At 66.4% G+C, this 23,335-nt stretch carries 19 protein-coding genes; 4 read left to right on the top strand and 15 right to left on the bottom strand.

Going from position 1 to position 23,335, the window contains the following annotated elements; translation table 11 throughout:
- Positions 1-16: 16 nt before the first annotated feature.
- The 14 genes from tolB to aspS form a co-directional block, all read right to left on the bottom strand.
- Positions 17-1,336 (bottom strand): Tol-Pal system beta propeller repeat protein TolB, encoded by a 1,320-nt coding sequence (tolB, locus tag FLG15_RS15730; protein ID WP_003482565.1) that lies wholly within the window; start codon positions 1,334-1,336, stop codon positions 17-19.
- 188 nt (positions 1,337-1,524) lie between these two features.
- Positions 1,525-2,565, bottom strand: a complete 1,041-nt coding sequence (gene tolA, locus FLG15_RS15735) for a cell envelope integrity protein TolA (RefSeq protein WP_150146750.1) — start codon at positions 2,563-2,565, stop codon at positions 1,525-1,527.
- A complete protein-coding gene (gene tolR, locus FLG15_RS15740) occupies positions 2,555-3,004 on the bottom strand; it encodes a protein TolR (protein ID WP_017156650.1) in 450 nt (149 codons plus the stop codon). Before tolR ends, tolA begins: the two co-directional genes overlap by 11 nt.
- A 157-nt stretch (positions 3,005-3,161) precedes the next feature.
- Positions 3,162-3,941, bottom strand: a complete 780-nt coding sequence (gene tolQ / locus FLG15_RS15745) for a protein TolQ (RefSeq protein WP_008578063.1) — start codon at positions 3,939-3,941, stop codon at positions 3,162-3,164.
- A gap of 11 nt (positions 3,942-3,952) precedes the next feature.
- On the bottom strand, positions 3,953-4,411 hold the full coding sequence (ybgC, locus tag FLG15_RS15750; protein ID WP_017169053.1) for a tol-pal system-associated acyl-CoA thioesterase: 459 nt from the start codon (positions 4,409-4,411) through the stop codon (positions 3,953-3,955).
- Positions 4,412-4,463: 52 nt separating this feature from the next.
- A complete protein-coding gene (gene ruvB / locus FLG15_RS15755) occupies positions 4,464-5,504 on the bottom strand; it encodes a Holliday junction branch migration DNA helicase RuvB (RefSeq protein WP_041019372.1) in 1,041 nt (346 codons plus the stop codon).
- A gap of 39 nt (positions 5,505-5,543) precedes the next feature.
- Positions 5,544-6,662, bottom strand: a complete 1,119-nt coding sequence (locus FLG15_RS15760) for an SMI1/KNR4 family protein (RefSeq protein ID WP_057679774.1) — start codon at positions 6,660-6,662, stop codon at positions 5,544-5,546.
- 2 nt (positions 6,663-6,664) lie between these two features.
- Positions 6,665-8,569, bottom strand: a complete 1,905-nt coding sequence (locus FLG15_RS15765; RefSeq protein WP_017156654.1) for a potassium transporter Kup — start codon at positions 8,567-8,569, stop codon at positions 6,665-6,667.
- A 196-nt stretch (positions 8,570-8,765) separates the two neighbouring features.
- Positions 8,766-9,350 (bottom strand): Holliday junction branch migration protein RuvA, encoded by a 585-nt coding sequence (ruvA, locus tag FLG15_RS15770; protein WP_057679773.1) that lies wholly within the window; start codon positions 9,348-9,350, stop codon positions 8,766-8,768.
- A 118-nt stretch (positions 9,351-9,468) separates the two neighbouring features.
- A complete protein-coding gene (gene ruvC / locus FLG15_RS15775; protein ID WP_017156655.1) occupies positions 9,469-9,993 on the bottom strand; it encodes a crossover junction endodeoxyribonuclease RuvC in 525 nt (174 codons plus the stop codon).
- 130 nt (positions 9,994-10,123) lie between these two features.
- Entirely contained in the window at positions 10,124-10,852 is a 729-nt protein-coding gene (locus FLG15_RS15780; RefSeq protein ID WP_017156656.1) for a YebC/PmpR family DNA-binding transcriptional regulator, read from the bottom strand.
- A gap of 89 nt (positions 10,853-10,941) precedes the next feature.
- A complete protein-coding gene (locus FLG15_RS15785) occupies positions 10,942-11,619 on the bottom strand; it encodes an alpha/beta hydrolase (RefSeq protein ID WP_057686958.1) in 678 nt (225 codons plus the stop codon).
- Between the two features lie 97 nt (positions 11,620-11,716).
- The gene (locus FLG15_RS15790) at positions 11,717-12,244 is read right to left on the bottom strand and encodes a GNAT family N-acetyltransferase (protein ID WP_057686957.1); all 528 of its coding nucleotides are present in this window, start codon (positions 12,242-12,244) and stop codon (positions 11,717-11,719) included.
- 480 nt (positions 12,245-12,724) lie between these two features.
- A complete protein-coding gene (gene aspS, locus FLG15_RS15800; RefSeq protein ID WP_057679815.1) occupies positions 12,725-14,491 on the bottom strand; it encodes an aspartate--tRNA ligase in 1,767 nt (588 codons plus the stop codon).
- Between the two features lie 157 nt (positions 14,492-14,648).
- On the opposite strand from aspS, the gene FLG15_RS15805 reads away from it, so the two are divergent.
- Entirely contained in the window at positions 14,649-15,416 is a 768-nt protein-coding gene (locus FLG15_RS15805; protein WP_039583669.1) for a DUF3011 domain-containing protein, read from the top strand.
- A 475-nt stretch (positions 15,417-15,891) separates the two neighbouring features.
- Here FLG15_RS15805 and FLG15_RS15810 read toward each other — a convergent pair whose 3' ends face one another.
- Positions 15,892-16,185 carry an FmdB family zinc ribbon protein gene (locus tag FLG15_RS15810; RefSeq protein ID WP_008578079.1) on the bottom strand — a complete coding sequence of 98 codons (294 nt, stop codon included), beginning with the start codon at positions 16,183-16,185 and terminating at the stop codon, positions 15,892-15,894.
- 472 nt (positions 16,186-16,657) lie between these two features.
- Here FLG15_RS15810 and FLG15_RS15815 point away from each other — a divergent pair, with 472 nt between their 5' ends.
- The 3 genes from FLG15_RS15815 (at position 16,658) to FLG15_RS15825 (ending at position 23,208) form a co-directional block, all read left to right on the top strand.
- Positions 16,658-17,902 carry an MFS transporter gene (locus FLG15_RS15815; RefSeq protein ID WP_017159326.1) on the top strand — a complete coding sequence of 415 codons (1,245 nt, stop codon included), beginning with the start codon at positions 16,658-16,660 and terminating at the stop codon, positions 17,900-17,902.
- A gap of 606 nt (positions 17,903-18,508) precedes the next feature.
- On the top strand, positions 18,509-20,980 hold the full coding sequence (locus tag FLG15_RS15820) for a TonB-dependent receptor domain-containing protein (protein WP_150146756.1): 2,472 nt from the start codon (positions 18,509-18,511) through the stop codon (positions 20,978-20,980).
- Between the two features lie 74 nt (positions 20,981-21,054).
- On the top strand, positions 21,055-23,208 hold the full coding sequence (locus FLG15_RS15825; RefSeq protein ID WP_057686956.1) for a phosphocholine-specific phospholipase C: 2,154 nt from the start codon (positions 21,055-21,057) through the stop codon (positions 23,206-23,208).
- The last annotated feature ends 127 nt before the right edge of the window (positions 23,209-23,335 follow it).

Raw genomic sequence — 23,335 nt, forward strand, 5'->3', positions numbered from 1 at the left:
CAGCGAAATATTAACATTAATGCGCGGTTCGGTAAGGCCCCCATGCGGGTTCTCTCACATCGCCGTCGGCCAGCACCAGGCGCTGGCGGACCCGAGCGTCGGAAGAGACCGCGTACAGCACGCCACGGCCGCCTTCGCGTGCGGCGTACAACACCATGCTGGCGTTAGGCGCAAAGCTCGGCGATTCGTCCAGCGAACCCGGCGACAGCGTGCTCCAGCTGGGCGAACCCAGGCTGCGGTCCATCATCGCGATGCGGTAGGTGTTGCCGCTGCCCTGTGCCACGGCAATCTTCTTGCCGTCGAACGACACGCTGGCGGTGGCGTTGTAGTTGCCTTGGAAGGTCACGCGGTTGGCGCTGCCGCCGCTGGCTGCCACCTGGTAGATCTGCGGACGACCGCCACGATCGGAGGTGAAGTAGATGCTGCCGCCATCCGGCGCCCAGGTCGGCTCGGTGTCGATGCCGAAGTGGTTGGTGAGCTGGGTCAGCTGCTTGCTTCCCAGGTCCATTACGTAGATTTCCGGGTTACCGCTGCGCGACAGCGCCAGCGCCAGGCGACGCCCGTCCGGCGAGAACGACGGTGCGCCGTTGATGCCGCGGAAGCTGGAGACCAGCTCGCGTGCGCCGGTGGCGATGTCCTGCAGGTAGATCGACGAGTTGCCGCGCTCGAAGCTCACATACGCCAACTTCTTGCCGTCCGGGCTCCAGTTCGGCGACAGCAGCGGCTCGGCCGAACGCACGATGGTTTGCGGGTTGTAGCCATCCGAGTCAGCCACCATCAGCGCATAACGCATGGCGCCGCCCTTGCCGCTGGCGGTCACGTAGGCAATGCGGGTCCAGAATGCACCGCGCACGCCAGTGATTTTTTCGTAGATGGCATCGGCCATCTGGTGCGAAACATCGCGCATTGCGTTGGCACGCGCGGTCATCGCCAGGCCCAGCATGCGCTCGCCCTTGGCCACGTCGAACAACTCGTATTCGACCCGGTATGCGCCTTCGCCGGCGTCCATGACGCGGCCGACCACGATGTAGTTCTGCTTGAGGGTGCGCCAGGTCTGGAACTGCACCTCGGTGCCACGGGTCGGCTTTTCGACGATCTGCGCAGCCGGCAACGTGCGGAACTGGCCGGAACGATCCAGGTCGGCGCCGACCACGGCGGATACGTCGGTCTGCGGCGCGGTGCCCGAGCCCTGATAGGGCATCGGAATGACGGCGATCGGCGTGGCAGACGCGCTACCGCCGACGATATCGATGGTGAGGCCTTGCTGCTGCGCGAGTGCGCTCAGCGGCAACAACAGGGCGGTCAAGGCGGCTAGCCAACGCAGCGGTTTTTTCATGGACGGCTCGGATCGGGCAGGAAAAGTGTGCAAGGGATAGCAATCAACGAGTGAACATACTCGCAATCGTGAATGAGGTGACGTGAAAACGGAGCGAGCGATGGTGTAGCGACATGGACAGCCCCATGGACGATAACGCGGGGTGGCATCAGGCTGCGGCGACAGTGGTCGCCGCAGCCAGACCAGGGTCACTGATCCTGCGCCGTGAACACAAAGGTCAGGTTGCGCTGGAACACCGATTCGAAACCGCGGTAGGGCAACGGCTGGGCGCTCAACACGGCGGCTTCGATCGAACGCTGGCCAGCCTCGTCGTAGGGGCAGCCGGGTGCTACCTTGGCCTCCATCACGCTGCCGCCCGGCAACTGGCGGATGTTGATGGTGCATTTTTGGCCTGGCGGCACCGACGGCGGACGCACCCATTGCGCCAGCACTTTCTGCTGGATCGCGGCAGCGTACTTGGCCGACAGGTCGGTACTGGTACCGCCCTGCCCTGCGGTCGGCTGCGCGCTGGTCGCCGCGGCCGCGGAGGCCTGTTGCGCACGCGCGGCCGCGACCTGGCGCAACTTCTGCTCGGCCAGCGCCATTTCCTTATCGGCTTGCGCGCGCTGACGACGGATCTCGGCGATCTTCTTCTGGCGTTCGGCTTCTTCCGCCGCCTGCTGTGCGGCCGCCTGTTTCTTCTTGGCGTCGGCTTCTTCCTGCTGCTTGGCCAGGCGCAATTTCTGCTCGGCCTCTTCCTGGCGTTTGCGCTCGGTCAGGTCGATCTGCTCCTGGCGACGCTTGGCTTCCTGTTCCTGCTTGGCCTTTTCGGCGGAAATGGCCAATGCATCCACGCGCTCCTGGTCGACCTTGTCGGGCTGGGCGACGCGCTCCTGTGCCTGCGCCTGCCGCGGCGTGGGTGCATCCTGCGGGCGCGGCTCGGGGATCGGCTGCGGCGGTGGCACGCTGTCTTCCGGCGCGGGTTCGGGCAACGGCGCAGGCGGGGGCGGCGTTTCGACCGGCGTGGCCTTCAATGCCTGGCGCGCAACCCGCGCCTCGGCAGCCGACACGTCCAGCGAGGCCTCCATGCTGGGGTCGCCGGCTGCCGGTTCCACCGAGCGTTCCGGCGACCACAGCCAGCCGGCGATGAACACCAGCGCGACCAGGACGTGCACGACCAATGCCAGGACGACCGGTCGAAACCAGCCGTCGTCGCGCGCCGTCTGCGTGGGGAGCGCGTCAGCGTGCATCGCTGCCTGCGCTGCCGCCGGAGTCGGAAATCAGGCCCACCTTCTCGACCTTGGCCTGCTTGAGCACGTCGATGGCGTCCATGATCTTCTGGTACGGCGCGGCGCGATCGCCGGCCACCACCACACGTGCGTCCTTGTCCTGCGCCACGATGGCAGCCAACTGTGCCTGCAGCGCGGCCACGTCCATCGCCTGCGGCTTGCCCTTGGGCAGTTGCAGCGCCAATTTGCCATCGGCAGCGACCACCACCACCACCGGGTCCTGCTTGCTCTCCAGCGCCTTGGCGCGCGAGCTGGGCAGACTGACGTCGGTGCTCAGGGTCAGCAGCGGTGCGGTGACCATGAAGATGATCAGCAGCACCAGCATCACGTCGATATACGGCACGACGTTGATGTCGGATTTGAGCTTGCGCTTCTTACGACGGGAAATACCGGAGATCATCGCGAAACGTTCCTAATTAATCCTCGGCGCCGGGCGGCAGTGGAGTCGCGCGGCGCCCGGGTGAGGGACAGCCGCGCATCACGCTGTGCATCGACGCGACTGGCTCGCCCGGCCACGTCCCGCATCAAACCGTGCGGATGCATGCCGGGAGCGCGCATCACTCGTCCGCGCCAGCCTGGCGCTGCAGGATGGAGCTGAACTCGTCGGCGAAGGTCTCGTAGCGCACCGACAGCCGTTCCACGCGGGTGGTGAAGCGGTTGTAGGCCCACACCGCCGGAATCGCCACGAACAGGCCGATGGCGGTGGCGAACAGCGCTTCGGAGATACCCGGCGCCACGGCCGCGATGCCGGCCTGCTCGCCGCTGCTGACCATGTCGTGCATGGTCACCATGATGCCGAACACGGTACCGACCAGGCCGACGTACGGCGCGGTGGAGCCGATGTTGGCCAGCAATTCGAGATTGCGCTCGAGCTGGTCGACCTCACGGGTAAAGGCAGTGCGCATGGCGCGCTGCGCGCCTTCCAGTTGCACGCGCGCGTCCAGACGGCGGCGATCGCGCAGGCGCGAGAACTCGCGGAAGCCGCTTTCGAACATCGACTCCAGACCGCCAACGGTCCGGTTGCGGTCGGTTGCCGAGGCATACAGCTTGGCCAGGTCCGCACCGGACCAGAAGCGGTTCTCGAACTCGTCGGCCTCGCGATTGGCCAGCTTGAACGCACGCGCCTTGCGGAAAATGATCACCCAGCTGATGAACGAGCCGATCAGCAGCAGCAGCACGATGATCTTGACCGGGATACTGGCGCGCAGGATCAGGTCCACATAGTTGATGCTGCTGTTGTGCGCCACGCTGGCGGTCTGCGCCGCGGCAGCGGCGACGTCCTGCGGTAGTGCTTCCACTACCGTGTCCTGCAGGGCCAGGAGCAATGCAATCGACATCCGTTCGTTCCTCAGTAATCGGATTCTGGGGTTTCTAGAGCTTTCAACACGTCATACAGCGCATCGTCCATGCCACGCGGACGGAAGTCGCTGGCACCGAGCGCGGCAATGCGCACCTCGGCGGTCAGCAGCACTTCGCCTTCGCGACGGACCGATTGCGCGAACAGCAGGCTGGCCCGTCTGCATCGCAGCAACACCGCCGACACTGACAGCGCGTCGTCGAGCCGGGCCGGCTTGAGGAAATCCAGTTGCATCGAGCGAACCGCAAACACCAGGTCGTGCTCCTGGCGCATACGCTCCTGCCCGTAACCGAGCGCGCGCATCCACTCCGTGCGCGCACGTTCCATGAAGGCAACGTAGCGCGCGTGGTAGACCACCCCGCCGGCGTCGGTATCTTCCCAGTAGACGCGTGTCGGCCAACTGAATACCGGCGGGGATTGGGGATTCGGGAATCGGGATTCGATGGTCATGGGCACGGAGCTTCGTTCGGGACGGCCCAGGTTGGCGACCAACAGAGCGTTCTCAAAACAGGTCTCCCGGTTCGCCGATGCCCGGGGCGCGGTCGCGCGGCGGTTTCAGGCCCAGATGCAGATAGGCCTTGGGCGTGACCATGCGGCCGCGCGCGGTGCGGACCAGAAAGCCCTGCTGGATCAGGTACGGCTCGATGACATCTTCCAGCGTGCCGCGCTCTTCCGACAGCGAGGCCGCCAACGATTCCACGCCGACCGGGCCGCCGTCGAAGTGCTCGACGATGGTGCGCAACATGCGGCGGTCGAGCTCGTCAAAGCCTTCCGGGTCGACCTTGAGCATCTGCATGGCCGCCTGCGCCACCGGCAGATCGATATGCCCGGCCGCCTTGACCTGTGCGTAGTCGCGTACGCGACGCAGCAAGCGATTGGCGATACGCGGGGTACCGCGCGCGCGGCGTGCGATTTCCGCCGCGCCTTCGGGCGTGCAGTCGATGCCGAGGATCGCCGCCGAGCGGATCACGATGCGGGTCAGTTCCTGCGGGGAATAGAACTCCAGCCGTTGCACGATGCCGAAGCGGTCGCGCAGCGGTGCGGTCAGCAACCCGGCACGCGTGGTGGCGCCGATCAGGGTGAACGGCGGCAGATCGATCTTGATCGAACGCGCAGCCGGGCCGTCGCCGATCATGATGTCGATCTGGAAATCTTCCATCGCCGGATACAGCACTTCTTCCACCACCGGCGAGAGGCGATGGATTTCGTCGATGAACAACACATCGTGTGGCTGCAGGTTGGTCAGCAGCGCGGCCAGATCGCCGGCCTTTTCGATCACCGGGCCGGAGGTCACGCGCAGGCTCACGCCCAGCTCGTTGGCGATGACGTGACTCAGCGTGGTCTTGCCGAGCCCGGGCGGGCCGAAGATCAGCACATGATCCATCGCCTCGCCACGCGCCTTGGCCGCCTGGATGTAGATCTCCATCTGCTCGCGCACCGGCTGCTGGCCGAGATAATCGGCAAGGCGCTTGGGACGAATGCTCGCATCGGCGGCGTCGTCTTCGCGGGTGGAGCTGCTGGCGATGATGCGCTGCTCGGTCATCCGACCATCTTCTCATGCCGCGCGCGGATGGCCCAACCTCTAGAGCTCAAGCTCGGCTTGCCGTAGTACGCCGAAGAACGCATCGAAGCTCGCGGCGCGCCAGGTCGGCACCAGACCATCCCAGGTCTCGAAATAGACAACCTCCGGCTCGTGCTGCGGCCCGCGCGCACGATAGTCCAGGCACAGCAGGCTATCGACGTTGTGGCAGGCCAGCACCAGCACCCGATCCAGGCCGGCGTGCAGGCAGGCTGCGGCACTGAAGTCAGTCCGGTCTTCGAAGGCATCGGCAAAATCCAACACGCTGCGGATGTGCGCCAGCGGCGGCAGATCGCGATCCACCAGCACGCATTCCCAATCCACATAGCGATCGGACGGAAAGCGGGTTCGCGGCACCCAGCACCAGCAGGTGTCGCCGCCGTCCTGCACGGCGTACAGCCGCTTGAGCAGCGCCGGCAGTCGCACGCCCAGCCGTGCCTCGGCCGCGGCGAAGGCCTCGTCGTCCGCAGCGGCCGCCTGTGCGTTCCAGTGGCCGGGGCCGCTCCAGAACGTGGTCACTGCCGGTGGCTGCGGCTGCCAGTGCACAGCGTCCCCATCGTGCCTGGCCTGCAAAGCGGGGGACCAGTACACGACATCGACCAGTTGCGCCAGCAGATCGTCCACATTGGCGAACACGGCCAGACGGCGCTTGTTGCCCGCATCGACATAGACCAGGGCGGGCTCGGCATCCGATGCGGAGTAATCCAGGCACAGCGCGCGGCTGGGCGAACGATCATCGGCTGCGATGGCGATCAGGCGGCGGTCGTCGCCACCTTCCGCCAAACCGTCATAGGCATCGTCACGATAGTCCTGGCCGGCGCGCACCTCGGCAAAGGAGAACAGGTCTGCACAGCCGAGCAGGCGCGCACGCGGGATCAGCCACTCGGCCTTGAGCCAGTTGTCCGGCTCTTCAAGGGACTGGCCGCGTGCCATCTGCACCGCGCCACCGTCATAGCGCGCGTACAACTCCAGCAGCCAGCCCGGCAGGCGAACGCCGAGCCGCGCCTGGGCCGCTGCGATCGCAGCCTCGGTCGCCGGCATGCGCCCGAGGTTGAGTGGTTCGTCCCAGAAGGTGTCCAGGCTGGGGGAGCGCCCGTAGACCATCCACTTGAGCGCTGCCATGCCTAGATCTCGACTTGTGCGCCCAGCTCCACCAGGCGGTTGCCGGGGATGCGGAAGAATCCGGTGGCCGGGGCGGCATTGCGATGCATCAGCGCGAACAGCTTGTCGCGCCAGATCGGCATGCCGCGGTTGGCGCTGGCCACGATGGTCTCGCGGCTGGCGAAATAGGTGGTGTCCATCGGGTCGAAATAGATCCCGCCCTGGTCGCAGGAGCGCATCAGCGCCAGCGGCACGTCTGGGGTCTCCATGAAACCGAAGCGCACATGCACACGGTAGAACTCGTCGCCGATCGCGTCGATCTTCAGCCGTTTCCCGGCGGCTGCGTACGGCACCTGCAGGGTCTCCACGGTCAGGAATACATTGCGCTCGTGCAGCACCTTGTTGTGCTTGAGGTTATGCATCAGCGCGTGCGGCACCACCATCGGGTCGGCGGTCAGGAACACGGCCGTGCCGGGCACGCGCACCGGCGGCGCCAGCATCAACCCGGGCAGGAAGGTGTCCAGCTTGATGCCGTCCTTGCGGATCTCGTCGTGCAGCAACTTGCGGCCGCGGCGCCAGGTGCGCATCAGGGTGAACAGGATCAGGCCCAGCAACAACGGGAACCAGGCGCCGTCCAGGAACTTGATGATGTTGGCGTAGAAGAACGCGCAGTCCACCGCCAGGAACACCAGCGCGAACAACCACAGCAGCGGCGCCGGCACGCGCGGGTTGGCGCGCGCGTAGATGATCATCAACACGGTGGTGATCAGCATGGTGCCGGTCACCGAGACGCCGTAGGCGGTGGCCAGCGAGGCCGAGTCGCCGAAACCGATCACTGCCACCGCCACCAGCGCCAGCAGGCACCAATTCACCGCCGGCACATAGATTTGTCCGATGGTGGAGTGCGAGGTATGGCGAATGTGCATGCGCGGGATGTAGCCGAGCTGCATGGCCTGGCTGGCCACCGAATAGGCGCCGGTGATCAGCGCCTGGGAGGCGATCACCGTGGCGGCGGTGGCCAGCACGATCATCGGGTACAGCGCCCACTCCGGCACCGCCTCGTAGAACGGGTTGCTGACCGCGGCCGGATTGCGCAGCACCAGCGCGCCCTGCCCCAGGTAGGTCAAGGTCAGCATCGGCAACACCACGAACTGCCACGAGCGACGGATCGCCTTGGCGCCGAAATGGCCCATGTCCGCATACAGCGCTTCGCCGCCGGTCACCGCCAGCACCACCGCGCCCAGCACGAACACCGCATGCCAGTTGTGTTGCGCGAAGAAGCGCACGCCCCACCACGGATTCAGTGCATGCAGCACTTCCGGTGCGCGGGCCATGTTGTAGACGCCGATCGCGCCCAACGCGAAGAACCAGAGCAGGGTGATCGGCCCGAATGCCTTGCCGACACGTTCGGTCCCGAAGCGCTGCGCCAGGAACAGCATGCCCAGCACCACCAGGGTAATCGGCACCACGAACGGCTCCAGCTTGGGCGCGGCCACCTCCAGGCCTTCCACTGCCGACAGCACCGAAATCGCCGGGGTGATGACGCCGTCGCCAAAGAACAGCGAGGCACCGAAGATGCCGAGGATGCCGACCACATACATCGAGCGCGAACCGCCAGGCAGCGTGCGTTGCGCCAGCGCGGTCAGCGCCATGATGCCGCCCTCGCCGTCGTTGTCGGCACGCATGATCACGGTGACGTATTTGAGCGTGACCACCAGCATCAGCGCCCAGAACACCAGCGACAGGATGCCCAGCACGGTGTCGTGGTCCGGGGTCAGTCCGTAGTGCGGCGAAAACGCTTCCTTGAGCGTATACAGCGGGCTGGTACCGATATCGCCGAAGACGACGCCGATCGCGCCGATGACCAGGGCGGTCTGGCTATTGGCGGGCGCGTGGCTGGAGCCTGCTGATTTGGGGGTGTGGGACATGAGGTGGGCAGTTTTCGCCAGACAGCGTGAAGATGATGAGGGAGACAGCACCTGTCGAAGGTGCCTGCACCGAGGTCACAGGCACCCAAGGTACGGGCTGGCCGCGGGCAAGGATGCGCAGTGTACGGGCCGCCCCTGTCGATGCCGAGTGCCGGCCGCGCCCGCTTTGCGGCCTGGCAATGGATCGCGCCCGCGCCTAGCGCAGCGCGGCTTGCAGCGCCTTGCGAATGACCGTCGCGACCTCGTCGCCTTCTGCACCGGCGTCGCGCGCCATGCGGGCGGCCTCGGCCGGCTTGTAGCCCAGCTGTTGCAAGGCCACGGTGGCCTCGGAAACGGCGTCGGGCCCCAGCTGGCCGGTGATCGGTGCGCCGCTGCTGAAATCGGCCGCGCGGTCGCGCAGTTCCACCACCATGCGCTCGGCAGTCTTCTTGCCGATGCCGGGAATGCGCGTGAGCGCGGTGATGTCGCCGGCGGTGATCAGACGGGCGAACTCGTCCACGCTGACCCCGGACAACACCGCCAGCGCGATCTTGGCGCCGATGCCGGTGACCTTCTGCACATCGCGGAACAGCCGCCGCTCGCCTTCGCGCAGGAAACCGTACAGCGACACGCTGTCTTCCTTCTGCGCGTAATGGGTAAACAGGATCACGTCGCGACCGACATCGGGCAGGTCGTAGAAGGTGCTCATCGGCGCCTCCAGCTCATAGCCGACCCCACCGACATCGATCACCAGCCACGGCGGCTGCTTGTAGGCCAGGATCCCGCGCAGACGGCCGATCATTGGGCACCGCCTTGGCAGTGCCGGGAATGGGGAATCGGGAATGGGGAATCGAAACAGCGTGCGCTGCTCTGGACCCTGCTCTTGCGATTCCCGATTCCCGATTCCCGATTCCCGATTCTCATCTTTTGCGGCTCCAGGCCTGTTGGGTATTGACGCCCAGGCGTTGCGCGGTGGCGCGGACGTGGGCGTGAGTGATGGCGACCGCCAGTGCGTCGGCGGCGTCGGGCTGCAGCTTGCCTTTCAGGTTGAGCATGATGCCGACCATGTGCTGCACCTGCACCTTGTCCGCGCCGCCCTTGCCGACCAGCGCCAGCTTGACTTCGGTGGCGGCGTACTCGTGCACCGGCAGGTCGCGCATGACCACCGCGCAGATTGCCGCGCCGCGCGCGTGGCCGAGCTTGAGCGCAGAAGCGGCGCTCTTGCCCATGAACACCTTTTCGATCGCCACCTCATCCGGCCGGTAGGTCTCGATCAGCTCGCCCAGCCCCTGCAGCAGCCGCTTGAGCCGCTGGGAGAAGTCGCCCTCGCCCAGCAGCATCAACGGCGCGTGGTGCACATGCCGGCTGCGACCGCCCTCGTCGATATCGATGATGCCGATGCCGGTGCGCTGCGAACCGGGATCGATGCCCAGGATGCGGGTCATCTAGAAGCCGGGAATTGGGAGTCGGGAATCGGGAATGGGTAAAGCGGCCGACTGGCGTGCTCGACATTGCCGAGCGATGCAGGATGCTGCCGTTTCGATTCCCGATTCTCCATTCCCGATTCCCGGCGCCTTAGGCGCCAAGCGCCGCTTGATCGACGTTCGAATACACGTCCTGCACGTCGTCCAGGTCTTCGAGCATGTCCAGTAGCTTGCGGACCTGCACGGCGGTATCGCCGTCCACGGCGATGTCGTTGTCGGCGCGGAAGGTGATTTCGGCGTGTGCCGGTTCCAGCCCGGCGGCGACCAGGGCGTCCCTGACCTGGGCGAAGGCGTCCGGGGCGGTCAGCACGTCGATGGCGCCGTCTTCCGGGTACACCACCACATCGTCGGCGCCGGCTTCGATGGCGGCATCGGTGAGGGTGTCTTCATCGATGCCGGCAGCGAAGCTCAGCACGCCCAGGCGCTTGAACATGAAGGCCACCGAGCCCTCGGTGCCCATGTTGCCGCCGCATTTGCTGAAGGCATGGCGCACATCGGCCACGGTGCGCACGCGGTTGTCGGTCAGGCAGTCCACGATCACCGCCACGCCGCCGGGCGCGTAGCCCTCGTAGCGCACTTCTTCGTATTCCACCCCTTCCAGCTCGCCGGTGGACTTCTTGATGGCGCGCTCCATCACGTCCTTGGACATGTTCGACGACAGGCCCTTGTCCATGGCGGTGCGCAGACGCGGATTGTTGGACGGGTCGCCGCCACCGGCGCGGGCGGCCACGCTGATCTCGCGGATGATCTTGGTAAACATCTTGCCGCGTTTGGCGTCGGAGGCGTTCTTGCGGCCTTCGATCGAGGGACCTCTACCCATGGGTGGTTCCAGACTGGCTTCAATGACAGGGCGCGGATTTTACCTGATTGCCTGCCTTCACCGGGGCAGCGCCATCCGCCGGCGCATGTTCACGGCTGGAAGCGGCCGGTGCGCAGAAAGGCCAGCGCCTGTGCGGCGGCTTCGGGCGAGCGCAACAGGCCGCTGTGGCTTGCCCGCACCACGCAATGGTCGCGCAGCCCGGGCAGGCGGGTTTCGGCCAGCGCCACGGTGCCGTCCGAGTCACCCTCAAGCGGGGCGAGCCAGCGGCCGATCCCGCGCGCCACGTTGCCGGCCACCTGGCCGATCTCGGCCTGGCCGTCCCAGCGCACAAAGCCCTGTTGCAAGATCGCGGCGCTGCGGCCCATCGCCCACAGCCCGCCACGTTGCGCCAGCCCGCGCGCAGCGGCACTGCCGCACAACGGCGAGCCCAGGCAGACCACGCGACGCACCGCCAGGTCGGGGGCATCCTGCAGTGCCTGCAGGGTCATCAGCCCTCCCAGGCTGTGACAGACCACCAGCTGCGCGCGGCTGGCGCGCAGGCGTTCGATCAGACGCGGCACCGCATGCGCGGGACCGCCGAGCACGCTGGCGTACCCGAACAGCGCAGGCGCCAGCCCGTTGGCACGCATCCGCCGCGCCAAGGGCAGCAGCCAGTGCGCGGTGTTCCAGATGCCGTGCACCAGCAGCACGTCGGCAGTCGCGGCACGTGCTCCCTCGCGCTGACTGCGCCGCGGCGCGGCCGGGCTGGTGGGTGATGCGCTGGACACTGAGATGGTTACCGGCAGAGGGCGTCAGAGGCGTGTGCGTTGCGCGCTGGACGCCAGAGCGAATGCGCAAGGGCAACGGACGGCAGCACTGGTGCGACTAGTCCGCTGCCAGCACCGGGCTGCGCCGCAGGATGTATTCGCGGTCGACGATCTTGCCCACCGGAAAGTCGTATTCGCCCACCTTTTCGAAACCGTAGCGGGCGTAGAAGCGTTGTGCGCCGAAATTTTCCGACCACACGCCAATCCACAAGGTGCGTGGGCCTTCGCGCTCCAACCATTGCAGCGCAGTTTCGAACAATCGGCTGCCCCAGCCGCTGTTCTGATAGTCCTTCAGCAGGTACAACCGCTTCAGCTCTCCGTCGCCGGGACGCACCTGATCATGCGGCAACCCGCACGGGCCGGCGGCTGCGTGGCCGACCAGCAGGTTATCCATCTCCAGCAGCCAGATCGCGTAATCCGGGTGCGCCAGCACGGTGCGCGCGCGCTCCACGGCATAGGTCTCTTCCAGAAAACCGCGCAAGTCCTCTTCCGGATACAGATGCCCGAAGGTTTCGGTAAAGGTCTGCGCGGCCAGAAGCGACAGCGCTTCGGCATCGTCCGGCGTGGCGCGGCGAATGCGGGTCATGCGGGCCCCTCTGGCAAGTCGACGCGGCAGCTTCTCGCATGCTGCGGCGTTGCTGCAAGTGGGGAATGGGGAATGGGGAATGGGGAATGGGGAATCGGGAGAGGGGAATAGGGAATCGTTCGAGCGCCCCTGCGGGTCGGGCATCAGATGCGTCTGCCCGGCTGGTGGTCTTACCAACCCAGAGGCCTGGTTGCCGCGTCCGTTGGATTGCCGCGCGTGTCGGAGCGGCACGCAAAAAAAAAGCGCTGCGTCACCTGCTAGAGCTTGGGCGCAGTTGCTGGGCAAGCACTCAGGATTTCGGAAAGTCGCGGTGCGCGATTGCCTGGCAGTTACTTGCGCACGCCACCCTGCGCGTGCAGCTGTTCGATACGCGCCTTGAGTGCAGCGCGGATCGGTCAACAACGCCTTGCGCGCAAGCTGCGCGCTGCGCATGGACACACGGCCGCGCCATGGCGTGGCCGTGTGTCCATGCAGGGTCGGTCAGACCTGCTTCGGGCGCACCTGTACGTGCACTTCGGCGAGCTGGTCGGCAGCGATCGGCGACGGGGCGTCGGTCATCAGATCCTGCGCACCGGTGGTCTTGGGGAACGGGATGACGTCGCGAATCGACTCTGTACCGGCCATCAGCGCGGCGATGCGGTCGATACCGAAGGCGATGCCGCCGTGCGGCGGTGCGCCGTAGTTCAAGGCATCCAGCAGGAAGCCGAACTTGGCGCGCGCTTCTTCGGCGCCGATGCCCAGCAGTTCGAACACTGCGCTCTGCATGTCCGGGCGATGGATACGGATCGAGCCGCCGCCGATTTCGTTGCCGTTGAGCACCATGTCGTAGCCGCGCGAGACCGCGGTGCGGGCGTTGGCGCGCAGGTCGGCAATATCGTCCACCGCCGGTGCGGTGAAGGGGTGATGCAATGCGACGTAACGCTGCGCCTCATCGTCCCATTCGAACATCGGAAAGTCGGTGACCCACAGCGGCGCCCAGCCGTCGGCAATCAGGTTGAAGTCCTTGCCGGCCTTCAGGCGCAGCGCGCCCATGAAGTCGGACACCTTGGTGTAGCCGCCGGCACCGAAGAACACGATGTCGCCATTGCCGGCGCCCACGTGCTTGAGCAGCGCGGCGAAGGATTCCTCACCGAAGAACTTGGCGATCGGCGAGCTGACCTCGCCGGTCTCCGACAGCTTGATGTAGGCCAGGCCCTTGGCGCCGTACTTGGCGGCGTGCGCCGCGTATTCGTCGATCTGCTTGCGCGACAGCGTGGCACCGCCGGGGATGCGCAGCGCGGCGACGCGGCCGTCGGCATCGTTGGCGGCGGCGGTGAACACCGGGAATTCGCTGGCCTTGACCAGCTCGGCCACGTCGACCAGTTCCAGCGCGATACGCAGGTCCGGCTTGTCCGACCCAAAGCGGCGCATCGCCTCGGCCCAGGTCATGCGCGGGAACTGCGCAGCCAGCTCCACATCCACCACTTCCTTGAAGATGGCGCGGATCATGTCTTCGACGAAATCCTGCACGTCGCGCTCGCGCACGAAGGCGAATTCCATGTCGAGCTGGGTGAATTCCAGCTGGCGGTCGGCGCGCAGCGCTTCGTCGCGGAAGCAGCGCGCGATCTGGTAGTAGCGGTCGAAGCCGGCCACCATCAGGATCTGCTTGAACAGCTGCGGGCTCTGCGGCAACGCGTAGAACTCGCCCGGATGCATGCGCGCCGGCACCAGGAAGTCGCGCGCGCCTTCCGGGGTGGCCTTGGTCAAAATCGGGGTTTCGATGTCCTGGAAGTCGCGCGCATCCAGATGCCGGCGCAGCGCCTGCACCAGCTTGATGCGGGTGCGCTGCATGCGCTGCATTTCCGGGCGACGCAGGTCGAGGTAGCGGTACTTCAGGCGGGTTTCTTCGCCCGGATTCTCATGCGCGTGGAACGGCAGCGGCGCGGCCTTGTTGAGGATGCTGATGCGCGTGGCGATCACTTCCACCTTGCCGCTGCGCAGCTTGTCGTTGACCGCATGACGCGCGCGCACCACACCTTCCACCTGCAACACGTCCTCGTAGCCCAGGCTGGCGGCCACCTTGAACAGCTCTGCGCTGGCGTCGTCGCCGGCCACCGGTTCCACCGTCACCTGCACGATGCCTTCGTGGTCGCGCAGGTCGATGAAGCACACCCCGCCCAGGTTGCGGGCCACGTCGGTCCAGCCGGCGAGAGTGACGGTTTGGCCGATCAAGGTCTCGTCGACCAGGCCGCAGAAGTGGGTACGCATCGAAAGCTCCGCTGAAAAACCGACGCAGGACAGCGCCGGAAAGCCGGATATTCTGGGGCCGCCGGGCGACAGGAGCAAATGCGCGGGCGCTCATGGGCGCTTAAGTCAGTGCCCGGCTGAATAGGCGCCACGACCCTCCTGCACCAAGGACGACACGATGCTGCGCACTGCCCTGCTGCTCTCCGGCTTCGGCCTGATCACCCTGACCGGCGCATTTGCCAGCGTCACCGCCAGCGCCCAGGAGCGTGGCTGGAATGGCCCCAGCATCACCTGCTCCAGCAACGACAACCGCCGCCGCGACTGCGATACGCCATTCCGCGGCCGCGCGGTGCTGGTGGAAAATATCTCTGGCACGCGCTGCATCGAAGGCCGCAATTGGGGCAGCGAGCGCGGCCGGATCTGGGTGGACAACGGCTGTCGCGGCCGTTTCGTCGAAGCCCGCAACGGCGGCGGCTGGGGCGGCGGCAATGGCCCCGGCGGCGTTGGCGGGGTCGCTGGAACGGTGCGCTGCGAGAGCAACGACCAGCGCCAGAAAATCTGCGATACCGGCTGGCGTCGCGCCATGTTGGTGCGCCAACTCTCCAATACGCCTTGCGTGGAAGGCCGCAACTGGCGCCAGGAAGGCGGCCGGATCTGGGTGGACGACGGCTGCCGGGGCGAATTCGCGCAGGCCCGCGGTGGCGGTGGCTGGGACGGCGGCTATGGCGGCCGCGACGACCGCCCCGGCAACGGCTACGCCATCACCTGCGCCAGCGACGACCGGCGCCTGCGCACCTGCGCCTGGGATGGCCGCTATGGCCGCCCGGTGCTGACCCGCCAGTTATCGGACACGCGCTGTGCGGAAGGCCGCACCTGGGGCTACGACGATCGTCGCGCCACGGTGTGGGTCAACGATGGCTGCCGGGCGCGTTTCGAGGCGCGTTGATGCACCGGCCGCGCAGGCTGGCTGCGTAGGACTGGCCTGCGCGCCTCGGCGAGACGCCGGCGCCAGCGCTCTAGATGACTGCACGCTTGCAGGCGGACGCGGCTGTCGGATGCAGTCATGGCGATCCCCGGAAGTGCGGCCAACGGCACGCGCGACGCGTGTCGGAGCCTTGCGGCAACGCGCCAAGCATCACCACAGGTTTTGCCGGGACTGCGCCGGGCCCGGTTCACGCGGGCGTATCGACACCGGCCCGGCCAGCGAGATCGTCCACCGCGCCCGCTCAGCGCGCTTGGCACGCGCTACCGGAGAACGTCGTCCTGACCGCGGCGAACGCTGATTGCATGGCGCGGCCGTCTGGCTGGCGGCAGGCACCCACGCGATTCGCCCTGACACAGCCGGCAGCGCAGTGCTCGACGTGGAGTCGTTGCGGCGCGCAACGCCGCGCGGAGCGGCGCAACCTGCGCGCCGCGGCAACTCATGCCGGATCGGACGCGGGCTTGGCGGCCGGCTTGCTCTCCGCGGTTGCCGCTGGTTTGGCATCGCCACCGGCGCTGCTGCTTTCGGTGAGGTTCTTCTTTTTCTCGCCGGCCGATTTGAAGTCGGTCTCGTACCAGCCGCTGCCGGACAGGCGGAACGACGGCGCGGTGACCTGGCGCTTGATCGTGGCCGCGGCGCAGGCCGGGCAGGTTTGTGGATCGGGGTCGGCCATTTTCTGCAGACGGTCGAATGCGTGGCCGCAGGTAGTGCACTGAAAACCGTAGATGGGCATGGCAGGGATCAGCTGAAGACGTTGCAAGGGGCGCAAATTCTAGACGCATGCGGGCTGGCAAGTGCAACGCATCGCTCGCGACGGGCAGCAGGTGCCGGTGATGCGTCCGCATGGCCGGTGCCGGGCGAGAGCGGCAATGCGCGATGGCTGCTTCGACAGCCGCCCATGCCGATGGGCTGCGCGTGTGGACGCAATGCCGCACTCCCTGCGCAGGTGTGGCTGGCGGCAGCGTGGGGGCGAGCGCAGCGCATGACGCCCTGCGTGCGCCGTACGAGCCACGCATGCAGGGTTGCGTACCCGAGCAATGCGACGCGCAGGCAACCACAAAAATCCGCGGGCTGCGGCAATCACATCCTTACGCGCGATCGCTAAAAACGCGCATGCGCCAACGGGGCCGATCGAGCCGCATCGACCAGGCTGTTACACTCGCGCAGGTGATCGACGCGCCTTTCCCCCCACGAGGGCCGCATCCGTGTTGCGGTTGACTGCCTTACTGCTTGGCGTTGCCCTGCTACTGACCGGTAGCGGGTTGCTCGGCACGCTGCTCGCCGTGCGTGGCGATCAGGCCGGCTTCGATGCGCGGGCGTTGGGGTTGATCATGTCCGGCTACTTCGCCGGATTCTTTCTGGGCACCTTCTTCGCACCGCCGCTGATTCGGCGCATCGGGCATATCCGCGCGTTTGCCTTTTATGCGGCGCTGGCAGCCATTGCGGTGTTGCTGCATCCGATCTGGTTGAACGCCTGGGGCTGGGGCGTGCTGCGCCTGGTGACCGGCGCGGCGCTGGTCGGCCTGTATACGGTGATCGAAAGTTGGCTCAACGCCGAGCCCGACGCGCGCCGGCGCAGCCGGGTGTTTTCGGTCTACATGGCGATCAATCTATCGGCGCTGGCACTGGGCCAGGTTTTGCTCACCATTGGCGATGCGGGCGCACCGGCGATGTTTACGCTGACGGCGATCCTGTTCTGTGCGGCGGTGATGCCGGTAATGACCACGCGGCTGATCCCGCCCGAGGTGCCGCATGTATCGCGACTGCGGTTGGTCACGCTGTATGCCCTGGCGCCGGTGGCCACGATTGGCGCCGGCCTTTCCGGCCTGGCGATGGGTGCGTTCTGGGGCTTGCTGCCGGTGTATGCCAACCGGATCGGGCTGGATTCCGACGGCGTGGCGATGTTCATGCTCACCGCCATCGTGGGCGGTGCGGTGCTGCAGTGGCCGATCGGGCGTATCAGCGACGGGCATGACCGCCGCATCGGCCTAGTGACCGTGAGCGTGCTGGCCGCCGGCATCGCGATCGCTGCCGCATTGCCGATGGTGCAGACGCAGACAACCATGCTGTTCGTGCTGTTCTTCGTCTATGGCGGGTTGGCGTTTTCGCTGTACCCGTTCGCGGTGGCGCACATGCTCGATTACCTGCCGCGCGAAGACCTGCTTTCCGGCAGCAGCAGCTTGTTGCTGCTACATGGCGTGGGTGCAGCGGTCGGCCCTGCACTGGCCGGCGGCGCAATGCAGAAGTTCGGCCCGGCCGCGTTGCCGGTGTACTTCGCGGTGATGTTGTTGGCCCTGGCGGGCTTCACGTTGTCGCGGCTGCTGCGCTTCAGCCGCCGCCGCACCCATCCGATTGCCTTCCGTCCGATGCTGCGTACCACGCCCTCGGCGCTGGAGTTGATGCCGGAAACACAGCAGGCCGAAGCACCGCCGCACGCCAAGGGCGGCTGATGCAGCTATGTGGCTGTCGTCAGTCGCTGCGCTGCTGTACATGTGATCTGCGGCGCTGCTGCAGGACCCCCTTGCCCGCCCGCCGTCGCGGAGGCGCCGCAAGTGCGTCCTTGTAGGCCCTTACGCGGCATCCATGCCGCGCAAGGACCCGCGCCAGGGGTGAACAAGAACCAGTCCAGATGATCGGTGTGCGTGGTGCAAAGCAGTGCATGATGCGCGCTGCTCGATACTGGTATGGCGCTCGCACCCGACACACGTGCGACAAGCGGCTTTTCATGCGGCCACCGACCCACTGCCCGGTGCGGTGTGCTTACCGGTTGCGGAACCGCTGGCGGCATGGATGCCGCCAAGGAGTCCCCATGGACGGATGCACGGCGTGTCCGCAAGTGGTGAGGGCACCGCGCACTCGACTCACCAGGCTTTCAAGCGCATCGGAGCGGAGCTGCGACGCGACGTCATGGCTCCCTCATGCCTTGACGTCATCGGTCCGCGTGGACATCCGTCCATAACGACTCGCGATATCCAAACAGCGGTAAATCGCAATCGTCGTGGCGCCAGGAACCTGTGGATACATCCGGTGATCCCGGCCACACCTGTCGCGCGGTCATGAGCACGCAACGCAAGCGCGGCAGTCTTCCCGGACCCCCTTCCCCGCTGTGGATTTCAATGGATTCGATGTCCTCCTTGCGCGTGCGCCATCCTGCCACGCTCGCGCTACTGCTGGTTCCGCTCTCCCTGCCGGCTTACGCACAGCAGGTTCCCGACGGTGCAACCCCCGACCCGGCCGCAACCGTAGCGGCCAGCACTGACGAGCAGGTATCGACGCTGGATCAGGTGCAGGTGGTCGGCCAGGCAACGACCTATTCCAAGACCACCGTCAGCAAGGAGATGCTGGACCGCCAGTTCGTGCTGGGCAGCGTCAACGATGCGCTCAACGAACTGCCCGGCGTGGTGGTGACCGAAGCCGATGCCTTCGGCTCGTCGGATTGGGGAACGCAGATCAGCATGCGCGGCTTCGTCAGCAATCGCGATACCCAGCAGATCGGCACCACCATCGACGGCGTGCCCAATGGTGGCTCGGCATATGGCGGTGGCTCCAAGGCCAACCGCTTTATCGACATGCCGGATCTGGAAACCGTGGAAGTGAGCCAGGGCACCGCCGACATCGCCTCGCGCTCCAACGAGGCCCTGGGCGGTACATTGAATTACCTCACCAGCGACCCGCTGGAAACGCAACGTGTCCGCGTGATCGGCGGCATTGGCGACAACCAGGCGCGCAAGTACTACGCGCGCTACGACACCGGCCTGATCGGCGACAGTACGCGTGCCTGGGTCAGTGGTTCGTCGGCACGCAACGACGACTGGATCGACGGCAGTGGCCACACCAGCCGCGATCACCTGGCCGGCAAGTTCGTCAGCGTATTGAATCAGTGGACGCTCAGCGGCTACGCCTCCTACGACGATGCCGACGAATCCGAATACACCAGCGTGACCCCGGAGCAATTCGCGCGCGACCCCGAGCACGACCTGTTGACCGGCACCCTCACCGGCATTCCGTATCTGGACCAGAATTACCGCTCCGGCTCGCGTGCCTTGCGCAAGAATACGTTTGGCTATTTGCGTGGTGCATTCGATGGCGGCAACGGCGTCAAGACCACGCTGACTGGCTATGCGCACCGCATGCAGGGGCGCGGCGACTGGATTCCCCCGTATCTGGTGGACGTCACAAATGACGGCGCCGGCGCACCCGAATCCGAAGCGCGTGGCGGCAACACCGTGTACGGCGGCAGCGATCTGGGCAAGCTGTATTACCTCACCCCCGGCGGCGCAGCGGCCAGCATGCTGGCCGGTTGCGTCGGCAGCGACGCAGTGCCGGCCGAATCCAATCCGGCCTGCTATCCGGCCGGTTCGGTGCCGGTGCAATCGTATCGACATAGCCACTACGACAATCATCGTGCCGGCGCGATGGCCGATGTGGAATGGCGTACCGATCTGGGCGCCATCGACAACACCGTGCGCGCCGGTGCCTGGCTGGAGCGCGTTGAGCGCAGCGTCACCCGCGATTGGCACCGCCTGCTCAACGTCGGCACCAACATCAGTTTCGATCATCAGCCCTACTGGGTGCAGTTCAAGGATAACTATCAGACCGACGAGCAGATGTATTACCTCGAAGACGTGATGCGCTATGGCGCCTTCGCCTGGCGCGTGGGCGTCAAGCAATTCTTCGTCGACCAGACCCGCGACCGCCGTATTGGCCAGGCGCAGCACGTGGAATCGGATTCGCATTCCGATCCGCTGCTGTCGGCCGGCCTGACATGGACCACACCGGTGCAGGGCCTGGAAGCCTTTGCCGGTTACTCGCAGAACTTCGCCGCGATTCCTTCCGGCGTGTTGGGCGAAACCGACCCGGTGGCGCTGAGCCGGGTGAAACCGGAAACCGCCGACAACATCGAACTCGGCCTGCGTGTCAGCCGCTGGCCGTTGACCGGCAGCGTCACGCTCTACGACATTCGCTTCGACAACCGCATCGTGTATGTGCCGGCCAACTTCGTCACCGGTATCGACTACCTGGGCGAGACCGATGGCGTGTACGAAAACTTCGGCGGTGTGCATGCGCGCGGCGTGGAAGCAGCGCTGGGCTACGGCTGGGACAACGGCTGGCGCATCAATGGCGCCTACACCTACAACAAGGCAGATTATCTCGGCAGCGGCGATGCCGCGCGCGATACCGCTTTGGAGATCACGCCCGGTGCGCAGGTGATCGGCCAACCGCGCAATACGCTGGTGGTGTCAGCCGATTGGCGCGGCCAGGCATGGCGCTTCGGTGTTTCCGGACGCTACCTGGGCAAGCGCTACCTGGACGCATCCAACCGCGCCGCACTCGATGGCGTGACTACCTTCGATGCCAATCTGGGTGTGGAACTTTCGCAACTGACCTCGCAGCTCGACGGCCTGCAGCTGGCGCTCAACGTCAGCAACCTCACCGACAAGCGCTATCTGGAAGGTGTGGACGGCAGCGACAGTGCCTTTATTGCCGCACCGCGCACCGTGGGCCTGACCCTGACGCTGGACCTGTAACGGCGAGCTGCCATGCTATGGGATGCCCGCACCAGGCACCGGTGCGGGCAGTCCTTCCGATGCGATGAGCCCACATGATCGATCTGCCCCGACGTCGCCTGCTGCAAGCCGGCCTCACCAGCGGCACGGCCGCGTTGCTGCCCAGCATCGCGCGTGCGGCAGCCATCGCGCCGGACCGCCGCAACGGCACGCTGGAGGACCTGCAGCATGTGGTGATCCTGATGCAGGAAAACCGCGCGTTCGATCATTACTTCGGCGCGCTGCCTGGGGTGCGCGGGTTCGGCGACCGCTTCCCGATCCCTGCGCCGCCCTTGCCGGGCGCGCCAGCGCGCACGGTGTGGCTGCAACCCAGCGAGGACGGCCGCCAATGGCTGACGCCATTCGCGCTGGACACCGCCGCGCAGTTCGGCTTCATGCGCGTCAAGGGCACCCCGCATAGCTGGCCGGATGCACAACAGGCCTGGGACCATGGCCGGCTCGGGCACTGGGCAGCTGCCAAGCACAATCATGCACTGGGCTATTACGCGCGCGCGGACATTCCGTTTCAGTACGCGCTGGCCGATGCCTTCACCATCTGCGATGCGTACCACGCCGCGATCCAGACCGGCACCAATTCCAACCGCGTGTTCCTGTGGACCGGCGGCAACGATCCGCAGGCGCGCGCAGGCGGCCCGGTCATCGGCAATTCGCACGACAACTTTGACGAACTGGGCGGCTTTGCCGAGCCGTATCGTTGGGGCACCTACGTCCAAGCGCTGCAGGACGCCGGTGTGTCCTGGCAGATCTATCAGGACATGGCAGACAACTTCACCGACAACCCGCTGGCCGGCTTTGCGGCATTTCGACAGGCGTACAGCGCCGGGCCCGGACATGATCCGCAACTACGCGCGCGTGGCGTGAGCACGCGCGGCCTGGCGCAGTTGCGCGAGGACGTACTGAGCGGGCGCCTGCCTGCGGTGAGCTACATCATTGCCGATGCGGCCGGCAGCGAGCATCCCGATCCGTCCAGCCCCGCCCAGGGCGCGGCCTACACCGCACGCGTGCTGGATGCGCTCACTGCCGATCCGGCGGTGTGGAGTCGCACCGCCTTGCTGGTGATGTTCGACGAGAACGATGGCTTCTTCGACCATATGCCGCCGCCGGCACCACCGTCGCCGGATGCACGCGCAACTGGCGGGTTTGCCGGCGCATCGACGATAACCACCGACGACGACTATCACCGCCACCCGGCGCCGGGCGAACAGAAAGTGGATCTTCCCCAGCTCCGCGGGCGGCCCTATGGGCTTGGCCCGCGCGTGCCGATGTATGTGGTCTCGCCATGGAGCCGTGGCGGCTGGGTGGATTCGCAGGTATACGACCACACCTCGGTGCTACGTCTGCTCGAACGCCGCTTCGGCGTGCCCGCGCCGGAGATCACGCCCTGGCGGCGTGCAGTGTGCGGCGACTTGACCAACGCCTTCGATTTCGGCGCTGCCGATACGCGCCCCTTCGCCACGGCGCTGCCGGATGTCAGCGCAACCGCTGCGCGCGCGGCCGCCTTGCGCGAGCACGCACTGCCGCCGTTGCCGGCCGCGTTGCAGCCGCCCGAACAAGCGTTCGGCGTGCGCCGCTCGCGGGCGCTTCCGTATCGTCCCAGCGTGGAGCTGGCCTACCTGCCCGAGCGCGGCAAAGTGAAACTGCACATGGCCAATGCGGGCGCGGCGGCGGTGCTGCATGTCTACGACCGCTTCGATCTGGCTGCGATTCCACGCCGCTACACAGTGGGAAAGGGCGCCGCCGTGGACGGCACGTGGACGACCTACGACGGGCGCTACGATCTGTGGCTGCTCGGCCCCAACGGCTTCCATCGCCATTACCGCGGCGATCTCGATACCGCGCCGCTGTTGGCCGAAATCGCCCAGGACGCGGACGATGCGAAGGCGCTGTGCCTGACGTTGCGCAATCCCGGCAACCGCCCACTGCAAGTCGCGCTGGAACCTGGCGCCTACCCGCAAGCGCAACCGCGCAAGCGCATCACCGTCGCGGCCGGCGGCGAGCAGCGTGAGCGCTGGAGCGCGACGCCGACCGGCGGCTGGTACGACCTGTGGCTAATCCACGACGGGGCGCGCCAACGCCTGGCCGGACGCGTGGAAACCGGCAAGCCCGGGATCAGCGACCCGGCACTCGGCGGACCGGCACGGCTGTATCAGGACGATCCGCCACATATCGACGGCCCAGGACCTGGGTGATATGCGCGGAATTGGGCAGTGGCGATTTGGCAATGAGCTGACCGGCATGCGCCGTCATCAGCCCACTACATTGGCACCATGCCGTGCGGATCGGCGGCGACAGCGGCCTTGTTCAGAGCGGGCAGCA

The sequence above is a fragment of the Xanthomonas phaseoli pv. dieffenbachiae genome, assembly GCF_008639345.1.
Lineage (GTDB): Bacteria > Pseudomonadota > Gammaproteobacteria > Xanthomonadales > Xanthomonadaceae > Xanthomonas > Xanthomonas phaseoli.